Source organism: Hydrogenophaga sedimenti (assembly GCF_051857515.1).
In the GTDB taxonomy this organism is placed as follows: domain Bacteria; phylum Pseudomonadota; class Gammaproteobacteria; order Burkholderiales; family Burkholderiaceae_C; genus Hydrogenophaga.
Genome location: NZ_JBPZHA010000002.1, coordinates 101,065 through 116,428 on the forward strand (window position 1 = coordinate 101,065; position 15,364 = coordinate 116,428).

Below are 15,364 nucleotides of genomic sequence, written 5' to 3' on the forward strand. Positions count from 1 at the left end.
GCGGCTACAGTTGGCAGCCCTGCCGAACTGCCTGCTCATTCCCATGGACCTGTCCCGCTTCGACCTGCCACGCTACCTCTCGATGCTGCCGCTGTTCCAGGAGATGCGGGCGGAAGAACTGCAACGCCTGGCGGAAGGCAGCCGCCTGCGCCAGTTCGCGCGGGGCGAAGACCTGTTCCGCATCGGTGAACCCTGCGAGGAGTTCCACGTGACGGTGTCCGGGCAGGTCAAGCTGTTTGCGATCTCGCCGGCCGGGCAGGAAAAGATCATCGAACTGGTCGGGCCAGGCAACACCTTTGCCGAAGCGCTGATGTTCATGCAGCGGCCCTACATCATCAACGCGCAGGCACTGACCGACACGCTGATGCTCAGCGTCTCGCGCGAGGCCGTGACGCGGGAAATCCTGAACGACCCGCAGTTCAGCATGCGCATGCTCGCCGGCCTCTCGCGCCGGTTGCACGGTCTGGTGAACGACGTGCAGGCCTATTCGCTGCACAGCGGCGTCGAACGCGTGATCGGTTACCTGATGCGCGACCTGCCCGACGACGGCGGCGAGGCGGCGGCCAGTGTGCTGCTGCCCGTCAGCAAGGCCTCGATCGCTTCGCGCCTGTCGATGACGCCCGAGTACTTCTCCAAGGTGCTGCGCGAGCTCGAAGACAAGGGCCTGATCGAGGTCGACAAGCGCGAGATCCGGATACCGGAACCTCAGCGGCTCACCCGTTACCCCCTGCGCTGAGCCTCCCCGTACACTCGCCGCCCATGTTGATTCTCGGATTCGAATCCTCTTGCGACGAAACCGGTGTGGCGCTGGTGGATGCCAGCGGCACGGCCACGCCGCGCCTGCTCGGCCACGCGCTGCACAGCCAGATCGAGATGCACCAGGCCTACGGCGGCGTGGTGCCCGAGCTGGCCAGCCGCGACCACATCCGCCGCGTGCTGCCGCTGACCGATGAGGTCATGGCGCAGGCCGGCGTGGCGCTGTCGGCGGTGGACGCGATCGCGCACACGCGCGGGCCAGGCCTGGCGGGTGCGCTGCTGGTGGGTTCGGGCGTGGCCTGTGCGCTGGGCATGGCGTTGGGCAAGCCGGTGATCGGCGTGCACCACCTCGAAGGACACCTGCTCTCGCCGTTCCTGAGCGCCGATCCGCCGGAGTTTCCGTTCGTGGCCCTGCTGGTCTCGGGTGGCCACACGCAGCTGATGCGGGTCGACGGGGTGGGGCGCTACGCACTGCTGGGCGAAACCATCGACGATGCCGCGGGCGAGGCCTTCGACAAGTCGGCCAAGCTGCTGGGCCTGGGCTATCCGGGCGGGCCGGCGCTGTCGAAGCTGGCGCAGCAGGGCGATCCGGCCGCGTACAAGTTCCCGCGCCCGCTGCTGCACAGCGGTGATCTGGATTTTTCCTTCGCCGGCCTCAAGACGGCGGTGCTGACCCAGGTCAAGCGTCTGGCGAAGGCACACCCGGACGGTCCGGCCACCATGCTCCTGGCCGATCCGCTGACCCTGCAACAGAAAGCCGATGTGGCCGCCAGCGTGCAGGCGGCGATCGTCGACGTGCTGGTGAAGAAGTCGCTGGCCGCGATTGCCGACACGGGGTTGAAGCGCCTGGTGGTGGCTGGTGGTGTGGGCGCCAATGCGCGCCTGCGCGAACAGCTCAACGCCGCCTGCGCCCAGCGGCAACTGCGCGTGCACTACCCCGAGCTGCACCTGTGCACCGACAACGGCGCCATGATCGCACTGGCCGCCGGGCTGCGGGTGCAGGCCGGACTGGTCGACCTCGCGGCGGCCGGCGGCGACTACCACTTCGACGTGAAGCCGCGCTGGCCCCTGGCCGAACTCGCCTGAACCTCGGCGGCGCCGGTGACGGGTGCTTGCAGAGCTTGCCGGGTGTTGCACCGGCGATGCGCTGCCTGCTGAACAGAATGGTTGCCCTGGAGGGAGCGGCGACCATGAAACATCTGCGCAGCATCGACGACCTGGCCCCGGCCGACATCGCAGCGGTCTTCGACACCATCTGGCGCTACCGCGCAGGGCAGGCTTTTCCGAAGGCGCTGGACGGCAAGCAGGTGTGCCTGGCCTTCTTCCAGCCGAGCACGCGCACGCGGGTCGGGTTCCAGCGCGCCGTGGGTCTGCTCGGCGGCACGGTGACCGGCTTTTCCGGGCTGGGCGAGACGCGGGCGGTGCCGCCGTATGGCGAGAGCATGTCCGACAGCCTGCAGGTGCTGGCGCAGATGGCCGACGCCCTGGTGTTGCGCAGCCCGGTCGACCTGCGCGACATCGAAGAGGTGGCCTGGCTGGACGTGCCCCTGGTCAACGCCGGCGACGGTCACCACGAACATCCCGTGCAGGCACTGACCGATGCCTGGTGCATCGCTTCGCGCCGCCCCGAGTGGGCCGATCTGACGCTGGGCCTGGTCGGCGATCTCGGCGCGCGGGTGGTGCGCAGCCTGCTCAAGCTGTGTGTGCGGCTCGGGCTGCGCCGCTGCCTGGCGTATGCGCCCGATGTGGAGGCCTTGCCGCCGGACCTGGCCGAACTGCTGCGGACGTGCGGGGTGCGGTTCGAGTTCGTCGACCGGCTGGAAGACCTGCTGGCGCACAGCGACGCGATCGAGGTGATGCCTTACCGCATGCCCGATCGCGAACGTGGGCCGGCGCCGCCCGATCCGTCGCGCACGGTGACCAAGGCGCTGGTGCGGCGCTGCAATCCGCAGCTGCTGGTGCTGCATCCGGGGCCGCGTTCCTGGGAGCTGCATCCCGACACCGACGAGCTGCCGCACAGCCTGTTCTACGAGCAGGTGCGGGCGGGTTGCGGCGCCAAGATGGCAGCATTGATGTGGTTGTTGGCACCCGCCGCACTGGCGGTACGGGAAAAATCGGGTCCTGGGCCGCGCAAGAGCCGGCAAGTACACTCCGCAACCCTGTCGCGTGCGTGACACATCATGCACTTTCTCCACCCGGTGGCCTGGGGTCACCGCCATTGTGAAGATCCGATGAACCGACGTTCTCTTGTTTCCCGCGCCGCTGGTCTGCTGGTGGCTGCGGCCGTGTCTTTCCCCTTGTGTGTGTCCGCGCAGACCGCCGCGCCGATCCGCATCGGCATGATCGAAGGCCTCTCCGGCCCGTTCGCCAACACCGGCGAAGCGGTCTGGCGCAACCTGGTCTGGGCCACCGAACGCGTCAACGCGCGTGGCGGCGTCAAGCTGCCCGGCGGCAACCGCCCGCTGGAAATCGTGCGCTTCGACAGCAAGGGCCAGACCGAAGAGGCGCTGTCGGCGCTGCGCGCCGCGGTCGACAAGGACATCGCCATCGTGACCCAGGGCAATTCGTCGGCCGCCGCCGCCGGACTGATCGACGCGATCGGCAAGCACAACGAGCGCGAGCCACAGCGTCAGGTGCTGTTTCTCAACTACTCGGCGGTCGACCCGGTGCTGACCAACGAGAAGTGCAGCTACTGGCACTTCCGTTTCGACGCCCATGCCGACATGCGCATGAGCGCGCTGATGAGCGTCGTCAAGGAAGACAAGGCGCTCAAGAGCATCTACCTGATCGGTCAGGACTACTCGTTCGGGCAGACCGTGCTGGCCGAGGCCCGCCAGCAGCTCGCTGCCCAGCGGCCCTACGTGAAGATCGTCGGTGACGAACTGCACCCGATGGCGCGCGTCAAGGACTTCGCGCCCTACGCCGCCAAGATCAAGGCCAGTGGCGCGCAGGCCGTGCTGACCGGCAACTGGGGCAACGACCTGACGCTGCTGGTCAAGGCCGCGCGCGAGGCCGGCTTCGAGGGCAGCTTCTACACCTTCTACGGCAACGCGCTGGGCGCACCGGCGGCCATCGGCGACGCCGGCATCGGCAAGGTGATCGCCGTGGCGGACTGGTTCCCCAACGTGCCCGGCAAGGCCTCCGAAGCGTTCTACCAGTCGTTCCGCCAGCGTTTCCCCAACCCGGCCGACGACTATGTGCACATGCGCATGCAGCTGATGGTCGAGTCGCTGGCGCAGGCGATCGAGAAGGCCGGCTCCACCAGGGCTGCCGACATCGCGGCCCAGCTGGAGAAGGTGCAGGTCACGCTGGCGGGCCAGACGGCCCAGATGCGCGCCGGTGACCACCAGTTCCAGCAGCCGCTGGCGGTGGCGGTGATGGACCGGCAGGGCGCGCCCGGCACGAAGTTCGACGTTGAAGGCTCCGGCTACGGCTTCCGCGTGATCCGTCAGCTGACCCCGAAGCAGGCCGAGCAGCCGCACACCTGTACGATGCAGCGTCCCTGATTCATAGGAGCGTTCATGCGGCCGGTGGTGGAAAGTCTGGAAGAGTCGCGCATCCGCGAAGTGGCGAATGCGGGCATGGGCCGCAAGGACGTGCTGCGGTTCTGGTTCGGCGAGAGCGATGAGGTCACGCCCGAGTTCATCCGCGAGGCGGCGATCGCTTCGCTGAATGCGGGCGAAACCTTCTACGCCCACAACCTGGGCCTGCCCGAGCTGCGCCACGCCATCGCCGGTTACACCCATGGCCTGCATCCGCAGCAGCCGACCGACCACTGGTTCGACCGCATCGCCGTCACCTCGGGCGGTGTGAACGGCCTGATGCTGGCCTCGCAGACGTTGGTCGAGGCCGGCGACGACGTGGTGGTGGTCACCCCGGCCTGGCCCAACCTGGTCGCGCAGCCGCAGATCCTGGGTGCCCGGGTGCGGACGGTGCAACTGCAGGTGGCGGCCACGGGCGCCTGGGTGCTGGACCTGCCGGCGCTGCTGGCGGCGGTGACGCCGGCCACCAAGCTGCTGATCGTCAACGCCCCCAACAACCCCACGGGCTGGACGCTCCGCCGGGATGAGCAGCAGGCCATCCTCGACCACTGCCGCCGCACCGGCACCTGGATCCTGGCCGACGAGGTCTACGAGCGCCTGTATTACGCGGGCGATTCGACCAACGGCGCGGCGCCGAGCTTCCTGGACGTGGCGGCGCCGGACGACCGGCTGATCGTCGCCCACAGCTTCTCCAAGAGCTTTCTGATGACGGGCTGGCGCCTGGGCTGGCTGGTGCTGCCGCCCGCACTGACCCACGCGGTGGGCAAGCTGATCGAGTTCAACACCTCCTGCGCCCCGGTGTTCGTGCAGCGGGCCGCCACCGTGGCGCTGCAGCGCGGGGAAGAGGTCACGCCGGCGCTGGTCAGGCACCTGCAGGCCTGCCGCGACACCCTCGTTCCGCTGTTGCAGGCGGTGCCGGGGGTGACGCTGGCCAATCCGAACGGCGGCATGTACGCCTTTTTTCGGCTGGTGGGACAGGACGATTGCCTGGACACCGCCAAACGGCTGGTGCGTGAAGCCGGGCTGGGCCTGGCGCCCGGCAGCGCCTTCGGCCCGGAGGCCGCGGGCTGGCTGCGCTGGTGTTTCGCCAGCCGCGATCTGCACCGGCTGGAGCTGGGCGTGGAGCGGCTGCGCGGTTGGCTCGGCAACCAGCCTGGGCTATAATTTGCGGTTGCCGTCCGTTCTGGATGGCAATTCACGCCCGCTGCGGCGGCCCCCACACTCGGTGGAATGGTCAGGCTGCGACGGGACGCACGTCACCGACTGGAATCATCATGATCGAAAAAACCGTCAAGGCCGCTGTGGTGGCCGACAACGCCCGCGCTGTCAACGACACCGGTAGCCCCGAAGTGCAGGTCGCCATCCTGACCGCACGCATCAACGAACTGACCCCCCACTTCAAGCTGCACGCCAAGGACCACCATGGCCGCCGCGGCCTGCTGCGCATGGTCAGCCGCCGTCGCAAGCTGCTGGACTACCTCAAGTCCAGGGACGCCGACCGTTACGTCGCACTGATCGCCAAGCTGGGTCTGCGCAAGTAATCTTGAGCTTGCTGTGACACGCAAAACGCCTGAGTTGGTTTGCCGGCTCGGGCGTTTTTCACTTTGATTTTTCGGTAGACAGGGACGAGCCGAGCGAAGCTGTGTCATTCCAAGGGGTTTGCGCCACCGCAGACCCGCTGGAATGGCATCGTGTTCTGCAGGTTTCTGACTCCGGGCTGCGGGCGGCGCCAAAGACGCCCAATCAACAGGAGAGACACATGACCATGTTCAACAAAGTCACCAAGACCTTCCAGTGGGGCCAGCACACGGTCCGCATGGAAACCGGCGAAATCGCCCGCCAGGCCAGCGGCGCCGTGCTGCTCGACATGGAAGGCACCGTGGTGCTCGCCACCGTCGTCGCCAAGAAGGACGCCAAGGCCGGTCAGGACTTCTTTCCCCTGACCGTCGACTACCTCGAGAAGTCCTACGCCGCCGGCAAGATCCCCGGCAGCTTCTTCAAGCGCGAAGGCCGCCCCAGCGAATTCGAAACCCTGACCAGCCGCCTGATCGACCGTCCGATCCGCCCGCTGTTCCCGGACGGCTTCTTCAACGAAGTCCAGGTGGTCATCCACACCGTGTCGCTGAACCCCGAAGTCGACGCCGACATCGCCGCCATGATCGCGACCTCGGCCGCTCTGTCGATTTCCGGCATCCCGTTCAACGGCCCGATCGGTGCCGCCCGCGTGGGCTACGTCAATGGCCAATACGTGCTGAACCCCGGCCAGACCGAGCGCAAGAACTCCTCGATGGACCTGGTGGTGGCAGGCACCCAGGCCGCCGTGCTGATGGTCGAGTCCGAAGCCGAGCAGCTGTCCGAAGAAATCATGCTGGGCGCCGTGGTGTTCGGCCATGACCAGGGCAACATCGCCATCGCCGCCATCAACGAGCTGGTGCGCGACGCCGGTAAGCCCGAGTGGACCTGGCAGGCTCCTGCCAAGGACGAGCCGCTGATCGCCAAGGTCGAAGCCCTGGGCAAAGCCAAGCTCGAAGCCGCCTACCAGATCCGCAACAAGCAGGCCCGCACCCAGGCCTGCCGCGAAGCCTATGCCGCCGTGATGGATGGCCTGAAGGCCGACGGCGTGGAATTCGACGGCGTGGCCGTCGAAGGCCTGCTGTTCAACATCGAAGCCGGCATCGTGCGCGGCCAGATCCTGGCCGGCGAGCCCCGCATCGACGGTCGCGACACCCGCACCGTGCGCGCCATCGAAATCCGCAACAGCGTGCTGCCCCGTACCCACGGCTCGGCCCTGTTCACCCGCGGTGAAACCCAGGCCCTGGTGATCGCCACGCTGGGCACCGACCGCGACGCGCAGCGCATCGACGCCCTGTCCGGCGACTTCGAAGACCGTTTCATGCTGCACTACAACATGCCTCCGTTCGCCACCGGCGAGACGGGTCGCGTGGGCAGCCCCAAGCGCCGCGAAATCGGCCACGGCCGCCTGGCCAAGCGCGCACTGATCGCCGCGCTGCCGAGCAAGGAAGACTTCCCCTACACCATCCGCGTGGTGTCGGAAATCACCGAATCCAACGGCTCCTCGTCCATGGCTTCCGTCTGCGGCGGCTGCCTGGCGCTGATGGACGCCGGCGTGCCGATGAAGGCGCACGTGGCCGGCATTGCCATGGGCCTGATCAAGGATGGCAACCGTTTCGCCGTGCTGACCGACATCCTGGGCGACGAAGATCACCTGGGCGACATGGACTTCAAGGTGGCCGGTACCACCAACGGCGTGACCGCCCTGCAGATGGACATCAAGATCCAGGGCATCACCAAGGAAATCATGCAGGTCGCCCTGGCCCAGGCCAAGGAAGCGCGCATGCACATCCTGGGCAAGATGCAGGACGCCATGGGCGAGGCCAAGACGGAAATCAGCAGCTTCGCGCCCAAGCTGTACACAATGAAGATCAACCCCGAGAAGATCCGTGACGTGATCGGCAAGGGCGGCGCCGTGATCCGCGCGCTGACCGAAGAGACCGGTTGCCAGATCAACATCGAGGAAGACGGCACCATCACCATCGCCGCCACCGACGGCGCCAAGGCCGACGAGGCCAAGCGCCGCATCGCCGAGATCACGGCCGAAGTGGAAGTGGGCAAGGTCTACGAAGGCCCGATCACCAAGATCCTGGACTTCGGTGCCCTGGTCAACCTGCTGCCCGGCAAGGACGGTCTGCTGCACATCAGCCAGATCGCCCATGAGCGCGTCGAGAAGGTCACGGACTACCTCAAGGAAGGCCAGATCGTGAAGGTCAAGGTCCTGGAGACCGATGAAAAGGGTCGCGTCAAGCTGTCCATGAAGGCCCTGCTGGACCGCAACGGCGGTGGCGAGCAGGCCCAGCAACAGCAGCAGTAAGCCGCAGGGGCCCAAGGCATGCAAGCGGTCGAAATCAGCAGCTTCGGTGCGCCCGAGGTCCTGCGCCTGACGCAACGTCCGGCGCCGGTCGCGGGCGCTGGCGAGGTGCTGATCCGCGTGCGTGCCTCTGGTGTGAACCGGCCGGACGTGCTTCAGCGCAGCGGTGCCTATCCGCCGCCGCCAGGCGCATCGGATCTGCCGGGCCTCGAAGTCGCGGGTGTCATCGAGTCGGGCGATGTGGCTGCGATCGCTGCCGAGGGCCTGAAGGTCGGAGACCGTGTCTGTGCGCTGGTGGCTGGTGGCGGTTATGCCGAGCTCTGCGTGGCGCCTGTGGGGCAGTGCCTGCCGGTGCCGGCTGGGTTGGACGATGTGCAGGCTGCGGCCTTGCCCGAGACCTTTTTCACCGTCTGGAGCAACGTGTTCGACCGCGGGCACCTGCAGCCAGGCGAAACCCTGCTGGTGCAGGGCGGCACGAGCGGCATTGGCGTCACGGCCATCCAGCTGGCCAAGGCCTTCGGTGCGACCGTGATCGCCACGGCGGGCAGCGACGACAAGTGCGCCGCCTGTCTGAGCCTCGGGGCCGACCACGCCATCAACTACCGCACGCAGGACTTTGCTGCCGTGGCGAAGGCGCTGACGGACGGGCAGGGCGTGAATGTGGTTCTGGACATGGTCGCGGGCGACTACGTGGCGCGCGAGGTCGAGTGCCTGGCCGAAGATGGCCGTCTGGTCATCATCGCGGTGCAGGGCGGTGTCAAGGCCGGCTTCAACGCTGGCCTGGTGCTGCGCCGCCGCCTGGTGATCACCGGATCCACGCTGCGTCCGCGTCCGGTGGCCTTCAAGGCCGCCATCGCGCAGGCGTTGCGCGACAAGGTCTGGCCGCTGCTGGAGCAGGGCCGTGTCAGGCCCGTGATCCACAGCACCTTCGAGGCATCGCGCGCGGCCGAGGCCCATGCGCTGATGGAAACCAACCAGCACATCGGCAAGATCGTGCTGACCTGGGCCTGAACCAGGAACTCCCGGAGACTTTGATGAGCAGAAAACTGATCGCAGGCAACTGGAAGATGAACGGCGGACTGGCCGCCAACGAGTCGCTGGTCAAAGCCATGCTGGCCGGCATCGGCCAGCCGGCGGCGGACGTGGCGCTGTGCGCACCCGCGCCATACCTCACCCAGCTGCAGGGTTTGCTGCAAGGCACTCCGATCGCCTGGGGTGCGCAGGATGTGTCGGCGCACGAGCAGGGCGCTTACACCGGCGAGGTGAGCGTCGCGATGCTCAAGGATTTCGGTTGCCGTTACGCCATCGTCGGCCACAGCGAACGCCGCCAGTACCACGGTGAAACCGACGAGTTGGTGGCCGCCAAGACCCAGCGCGCGCTGTCCGCCGGCGTGACCCCGATCGTGTGTGTCGGCGAGACGCTGGCGCAGCGCGAGGCAGGTGAAACCGAGGCGGTGGTCAAGCGCCAGCTCGCCGCCGTGATCCACGCCGTGGGGCACTGCATCACCGAACTGGTGGTGGCCTACGAACCCGTGTGGGCCATCGGCACCGGCAAGACCGCCACGCCCGAAATGGCGCAGGCCGTGCACGCCGTGCTGCGCGCGCAACTGGCTGCTGCCACCACGAACTCCAAGCGGGTGCACATCCTTTACGGCGGCAGCATGAACGCCGCCAATGCCGCCAGCCTGCTGGCGCAGCCCGACATTGATGGTGGCCTGATCGGGGGGGCGTCCCTCAAGGCCGCCGACTTCCTGCAGATCGTTGCCGCCGCTGGCTGATCTCGCGCTTTCTCGAATTTTCGGAGCAGACATGAACGTTTTGATGACCATCCTCCAGGCTGTCCAGATCCTTGCCGCCATTGGCATGATCGGCCTGATCCTGATGCAGCACGGCAAGGGAGCCGATGCGGGTGCGGCCTTCGGTGGTGGTGCCGGTTCCGCCAGCCTGTTCGGCGCCACCGGTGGTGCCAACTTCCTGTCGCGGATGACGTCGATCCTGGCGGGCGTGTTCCTCGCCTGCACCCTGGGGCTGGCGTACTTCGGTCACAGCGTGCCGACGGCCGCCAAGTCGGGCAGCGTGCTGGAGTCTGCGGTGCCCGCAGCTCCGGCCGGCACGGCTCCTGCGGCAGCCGGTACCGTTCCCGCTGCGCCGGCCGGGACCCCTGCGGCCCCTGCCACGGGCGCCGCGCAGATCCCTGGTAAGTAAGTCGGCTGACAGCCGGCTTTCGCGGCGTGATGGCTGTGGTGCCATCACCGCTGCGCCTCTGAAAAAGCCTCCGGTGACTCCAAAACCCGAGGGGTTTCAGGGTAAACTCTATGGGTTGTCGAGAACGCTCACACCAGCCCTCGTGAGCCAGACAACGCAGACCCAGCCGACGTGGTGAAATTGGTAGACACGCTATCTTGAGGGGGTAGTGGCGAAAGCTGTGCGAGTTCGAGTCTCGCCGTCGGCACCAAATACAGGCAGGCACGGCGCCAAAGCCGTGCGCATGGAACCGACCCACGATGAGTCTCGAACAATATCTCCCCGTGCTCTTGTTCATTCTGGTCGGTCTGGCCGTTGGCGTGATCCCCCAGGCCCTCGGCTACATCCTTGGCCCCAACCGCCCGGATGCCGCGAAGAACTCCCCCTACGAATGCGGCTTCGAAGCTTTCGAAGACGCGCGCATGAAGTTCGATGTCCGCTACTACCTGGTGGCCATCCTCTTCATTCTTTTCGACCTTGAAATCGCGTTTCTGGTTCCTTGGGCCGTTGCGCTGACCGACATTGGTTCGTCCGGTTTTTGGACGGGCGTCGTGTTCCTGATCGATCTGCTGGTCGGGTTCATCTACGCATGGAAGATTGGCGCCCTGGACTGGGAATGATGCGCCGACAGGCGCTCTGGAGCACACATGATTGAAGGCGTCCTCAAGGAAGGTTTCATCACCACGAGCTACGACTCGGTGGTGAACTGGGCCAAGACCGGTTCGCTCTGGCCCATGACCTTCGGTCTGGCCTGTTGCGCCGTGGAAATGATGCATGCCGCCACGGCGCGCTACGACATCTCCCGTTTCGGTGCCGAGGTGTTTCGCGCCAGTCCGCGCCAGTCCGATCTGATGATCGTGGCCGGCACGCTGTGCAACAAGATGGCGCCGGCCCTGCGCAAGGTGTACGACCAGATGGCCGAGCCGCGCTGGGTGCTGTCGATGGGCTCATGCGCCAATGGCGGTGGCTACTACCACTACAGCTATTCCGTGGTGCGCGGTTGCGATCGCATCGTGCCAGTGGACGTGTATGTGCCGGGCTGCCCGCCGACGGCCGAGGCGTTGCTGTACGGGATCATCCAGCTGCAGCAGAAGATCCGCCGCACCAACACGATCGCACGCGCCTGACGCCAGGCCACAGTCCGAGAAAGCCGATCCCATGAGCGATACCGCCCAAGCTTTTGCCCTGCGCCCCGAGGAGATCAAGGAGGCGCTGTCTGCGCTTCTTGGTGATCGCGTGAAGTCGATCCAGGTGGTGCGCGACGAAGTCACGGTCACGGTCGATGCCGCGCAGTATGCCGGCGTGATGCAGACGTTGCGCGACGCCCCCGAGGCGCGTTTCGAGCAGTTGATCGACCTCTGCGGTCTCGACTATTCCACCTACGGCGATGGTCGCTGGGAAGGTGCCCGCTTCGGCGTGGTGGTCCACCTGCTGTCGGTCAGCCTGAACCAGCGGGTGCGCGTGCGCGTGTTCGCGCCGCAGGACGACTTCCCTGTGGTCGCTTCGGTTTCGGAGCTGTGGTCGTCGGCCAACTGGTATGAGCGCGAGGCCTTCGACCTGTACGGCATCGTGTTCGAAGGTCACAACGACCTGCGCCGCATCCTGACCGACTACGGCTTCATCGGTCACCCTTTCCGCAAGGACTTCCCGCTGTCCGGGCACGTCGAGATGCGCTACGACGCCGAGCGTCAGCGCGTGGTTTACGAGCCGGTGACGATCGAGCCGCGCGAAATCACGCCGCGCGTGATCCGTGAAGACAACTACGGCGGACTGCACTGATCATGGCTGAAATCAAGAACTACACCCTGAACTTCGGTCCGCAGCACCCGGCCGCGCACGGTGTGCTGCGCTTGGTGCTGGAGCTCGACGGCGAAGTCGTGCAACGCGCCGACCCGCACATCGGCCTGCTGCACCGTGCCACCGAAAAGCTGGCCGAGCACAAGACCTTCATCCAGTCGCTGCCCTACATGGACCGACTGGACTACGTCTCGATGATGTGCAACGAGCACGCCTATTGCCTGGCCATTGAAAAGCTGCTTGGCATTGATGTGCCGATCCGCGCCCAGTACATCCGCGTGATGTTCAGCGAGATCACCCGCATGCTCAACCACCTGATGTGGCTGGGCTCGCACGGCAACGACTGCGGCAGTTCCACCATCCTGATCTACGCGTTCCGCGAGCGCGAAGACCTGTTCGACATGTACGAGGCGGTGTCGGGCGCGCGCATGCACGCGGCCTACTTCCGTCCGGGTGGCGTCTACCGCGACCTGCCGGACACCATGCCGCAGTACAAGCACAGCAAGATCCGCAACGCCAAGGCGATGGCGGAGATGAACACGAACCGCCAGGGTTCGCTGCTGGACTTCATTGACGACTTCACCCAGCGCTTCCCGACCTATCTGGCCGAGTACCACACACTGCTGACCGACAACCGCATCTGGAAGCAGCGCACCGTTGGCATTGGCGTGGTCACGCCCGAGCGTGCGCTCAACCTGGGCATGACCGGCCCGATGCTGCGTGGCTCCGGCATTGCCTGGGACCTGCGCAAGAAGCAGCCCTATGACGTGTATGACCGCGTCGATTTCGATGTCCCGGTCGGCAAGACGGGCGACACCTACGACCGTTATCTCGTCCGCATGGAAGAGCTCAAGCAGTCCAACCGCATCATCAAGCAGTGCGTGGACTGGCTGCGCGCCAACCCCGGCCCGGTCATCACCGACAACCACAAGGTGGCGCCGCCGTCGCGCGAAGCGATGAAGTCGAGCATGGAAGAGCTGATTCACCATTTCAAGCTCTTCACCGAAGGTTTCCACGTGCCCGAAGGCGAGGCCTATGCCGCCGTCGAGCACCCCAAGGGTGAGTTCGGCATCTACCTGGTGAGCGATGGCGCCAACAAGCCGTACCGCCTGAAGATCCGCGCACCCGGTTTCACGCACCTGTCCACGCTGGATGAAATGGCCAAGGGTCACATGCTGGCCGACGCGGTCGCCATCATCGGCACGATGGACATCGTTTTTGGAGAGATTGACCGATGATCTCGACCCCCGCACACAGCGGTCCCGTGACCGCCATGGAGCTGTCCGAGTCCACCAAGGCCCGCTTCGCCCGTGAAGTCGCCAAGTACCCCGCCGAGCAGGCGCAGTCGGCCGTGATGGCCTGCCTGTCGATCGTGCAGCAGGAAAACGGGTACGTCAGCGTCGAAGCCGAACAGGCGATCGCCAACTACCTGGGCATGCCGGTGATGGCTGTTCACGAAGTGACGACCTTCTACAACATGTACAACCAGCGGCCGGTGGGCAAGTTCAAGCTCAACGTCTGCACCAACCTGCCGTGCCAGCTGCGCGACGGCTACACGGCGCTGCACCACCTGGAGAAGAAGCTGGGCATCGCCATGGGCGAGACCACGGCCGACGGCCTGTTCACGCTGCAGCAGAGCGAGTGCCTGGGCGCCTGCGCCGACTCGCCGGTGATGCTGGTCAACGACCGCCACATGTGCAGCTTCATGAGCAACGAGAAGCTGGACCAGCTGATCGACGGCCTGAAGGCCTCGGAGGGCAAACAATGAACGCCCAGCAAGTGTTGTCGCAGTTTGCCGCCACCGGCGTGCAGACCTGCTTCCACGGTCGCCACATCGAACCCCAGATCTACAAGGATCTGAACGGCAGCAACTGGTCGCTCAAGGACTACGAAGCCCGTGGTGGTTACCAGGCCCTGCGCAAGGTGCTGGGCATGGACGGCTCGGCTCCCAATCCCGAGACGGGGTTCGTGGGCATGACCCAGGACCAGGTGATTGCCACCGTCAAGGACTCCGCGCTGCGCGGCCGCGGCGGTGCCGGCTTCCCGTCCGGTCTGAAGTGGAGCTTCATGCCCCGTCAGTTCCCGGGCCAGAAGTACCTCGTCTGCAACTCCGACGAAGGCGAGCCGGGTACCTGCAAGGACCGCGACATCCTGATGTTCAACCCGCACATCGTCATCGAAGGCATGGCGATCGCGGCGTACGCCATGGGCATCAACGTCGGCTACAACTACATCCACGGCGAGATCTTCGAGGTGTACGAACGCTTCGAAGCGGCCCTGGAAGAAGCCCGCGCCGCTGGGTACCTCGGCAACAACATCATGGGCTCGAACTATTCGTTCCAGCTCCATGGTCACCACGGTTTCGGCGCCTACATCTGTGGCGAAGAAACCGCGCTGCTCGAGTCGCTGGAAGGCAAGAAGGGCCAGCCGCGCTTCAAGCCGCCGTTCCCGGCCAGCTTCGGTCTGTATGGCAAGCCGACCACGATCAACAACACCGAGACCTTCGCGGCGGTCCCCTGGATCATCCGCAACGGCGGAGCGGCCTATCTTGAGTGCGGCAAGCCCAACAACGGTGGCACCAAGATCTTCTCGGTCAGCGGTGACGTCAACCTGCCGGGCAACTACGAAGTGCCGATGGGCACGCCGTTTGCCAAGCTGCTGGAGCTCGCTGGCGGTGTCCGCACGGGACGCACGCTCAAGGCCGTGATTCCTGGCGGATCGTCTTCGCCCGTGCTGCCGGCGTCGGTCATCATGGACTGCACCATGGACTACGACTCGATCAGCAAGGCCGGCTCCATGCTCGGTTCTGGTGCCGTGATCGTGATGGACGATTCCCGCTGCATGGTCGAGTCGCTCAAGCGCCTGTCCTACTTCTACATGCACGAATCCTGCGGTCAGTGCACACCCTGCCGCGAAGGCACGGGCTGGCTCTGGCGTCTGGTCGACAAGATCGAGCGCGGCGAAGCCAAGCCGGCCGACATGGACCTGCTGGACAACGTGGCCGAGAACATCATGGGCCGCACCATCTGCGCCCTGGGCGATGCCGCCGCGATGCCGGTGCGCGCCATGCTCAAGCATTTCCGGCCCGAGTTCGCGGCCATGATCAAGGCCGACGCCGCCGCCTGAACACGAGACGAGA

Annotated in this window: 16 protein-coding genes and 1 tRNA gene; all 17 read left to right on the plus strand. The window is 66.0% G+C overall.

Going from position 1 to position 15,364, the window contains the following annotated elements:
• Window positions 1-43: 43 nt before the first annotated feature.
• The 17 genes from ACS5NL_RS03130 to nuoF all read left to right on the plus strand — a co-directional run bounded on the left by ACS5NL_RS03130 (window position 44) and on the right by nuoF (window position 15,351).
• Window positions 44-736: a Crp/Fnr family transcriptional regulator gene (locus ACS5NL_RS03130; protein ID WP_439352131.1), complete on the plus strand. Its 693-nt coding sequence runs from the start codon at window positions 44-46 to the stop codon at window positions 734-736.
• A 23-nt stretch (window positions 737-759) separates the two neighbouring features.
• Window positions 760-1,842: a tRNA (adenosine(37)-N6)-threonylcarbamoyltransferase complex transferase subunit TsaD gene (tsaD, locus tag ACS5NL_RS03135; protein ID WP_439352132.1), complete on the plus strand. Its 1,083-nt coding sequence runs from the start codon at window positions 760-762 to the stop codon at window positions 1,840-1,842.
• 104 nt (window positions 1,843-1,946) lie between these two features.
• Window positions 1,947-2,930 (plus strand): aspartate carbamoyltransferase, encoded by a 984-nt coding sequence (locus ACS5NL_RS03140; protein WP_439352133.1) that lies wholly within the window; start codon window positions 1,947-1,949, stop codon window positions 2,928-2,930.
• 57 nt (window positions 2,931-2,987) lie between these two features.
• Window positions 2,988-4,262 carry a branched-chain amino acid ABC transporter substrate-binding protein gene (locus ACS5NL_RS03145; RefSeq protein WP_439352134.1) on the plus strand — a complete coding sequence of 425 codons (1,275 nt, stop codon included), beginning with the start codon at window positions 2,988-2,990 and terminating at the stop codon, window positions 4,260-4,262.
• A 15-nt stretch (window positions 4,263-4,277) separates the two neighbouring features.
• Window positions 4,278-5,462 carry a pyridoxal phosphate-dependent aminotransferase gene (locus ACS5NL_RS03150; protein WP_439352135.1) on the plus strand — a complete coding sequence of 395 codons (1,185 nt, stop codon included), beginning with the start codon at window positions 4,278-4,280 and terminating at the stop codon, window positions 5,460-5,462.
• Window positions 5,463-5,572: 110 nt separating this feature from the next.
• A complete protein-coding gene (gene rpsO / locus ACS5NL_RS03155) occupies window positions 5,573-5,839 on the plus strand; it encodes a 30S ribosomal protein S15 (RefSeq protein ID WP_439352136.1) in 267 nt (88 codons plus the stop codon).
• A 218-nt stretch (window positions 5,840-6,057) separates the two neighbouring features.
• A complete protein-coding gene (gene pnp / locus ACS5NL_RS03160; RefSeq protein WP_439352137.1) occupies window positions 6,058-8,187 on the plus strand; it encodes a polyribonucleotide nucleotidyltransferase in 2,130 nt (709 codons plus the stop codon).
• Between the two features lie 18 nt (window positions 8,188-8,205).
• Window positions 8,206-9,195: an NAD(P)H-quinone oxidoreductase gene (locus tag ACS5NL_RS03165; protein ID WP_439352138.1), complete on the plus strand. Its 990-nt coding sequence runs from the start codon at window positions 8,206-8,208 to the stop codon at window positions 9,193-9,195.
• A gap of 23 nt (window positions 9,196-9,218) precedes the next feature.
• A complete protein-coding gene (gene tpiA, locus ACS5NL_RS03170; RefSeq protein WP_439352139.1) occupies window positions 9,219-9,962 on the plus strand; it encodes a triose-phosphate isomerase in 744 nt (247 codons plus the stop codon).
• Window positions 9,963-9,993: 31 nt separating this feature from the next.
• Window positions 9,994-10,389 (plus strand): preprotein translocase subunit SecG, encoded by a 396-nt coding sequence (secG, locus tag ACS5NL_RS03175; RefSeq protein ID WP_439352140.1) that lies wholly within the window; start codon window positions 9,994-9,996, stop codon window positions 10,387-10,389.
• A gap of 165 nt (window positions 10,390-10,554) precedes the next feature.
• Window positions 10,555-10,639, plus strand: a tRNA-Leu gene (locus ACS5NL_RS03180).
• Window positions 10,640-10,688: 49 nt separating this feature from the next.
• A complete protein-coding gene (locus tag ACS5NL_RS03185) occupies window positions 10,689-11,048 on the plus strand; it encodes an NADH-quinone oxidoreductase subunit A (protein WP_439352141.1) in 360 nt (119 codons plus the stop codon).
• Window positions 11,049-11,075: 27 nt separating this feature from the next.
• On the plus strand, window positions 11,076-11,555 hold the full coding sequence (locus ACS5NL_RS03190; protein ID WP_411363689.1) for a NuoB/complex I 20 kDa subunit family protein: 480 nt from the start codon (window positions 11,076-11,078) through the stop codon (window positions 11,553-11,555).
• Window positions 11,556-11,586: 31 nt separating this feature from the next.
• Entirely contained in the window at window positions 11,587-12,207 is a 621-nt protein-coding gene (locus ACS5NL_RS03195; RefSeq protein ID WP_439352142.1) for an NADH-quinone oxidoreductase subunit C, read from the plus strand.
• Between the two features lie 2 nt (window positions 12,208-12,209).
• Window positions 12,210-13,463: an NADH-quinone oxidoreductase subunit D gene (locus ACS5NL_RS03200; protein ID WP_439352143.1), complete on the plus strand. Its 1,254-nt coding sequence runs from the start codon at window positions 12,210-12,212 to the stop codon at window positions 13,461-13,463.
• Complete coding sequence (gene nuoE / locus ACS5NL_RS03205) at window positions 13,460-13,993, plus strand: NADH-quinone oxidoreductase subunit NuoE (RefSeq protein WP_439352144.1); 534 nt, start codon at window positions 13,460-13,462, stop codon at window positions 13,991-13,993. Before ACS5NL_RS03200 ends, nuoE begins: the two co-directional genes overlap by 4 nt.
• On the plus strand, window positions 13,990-15,351 hold the full coding sequence (nuoF, locus tag ACS5NL_RS03210) for an NADH-quinone oxidoreductase subunit NuoF (protein ID WP_439352145.1): 1,362 nt from the start codon (window positions 13,990-13,992) through the stop codon (window positions 15,349-15,351). The genes nuoE and nuoF overlap by 4 nt, the downstream gene beginning before the upstream one ends.
• Window positions 15,352-15,364 lie beyond the last annotated feature (13 nt).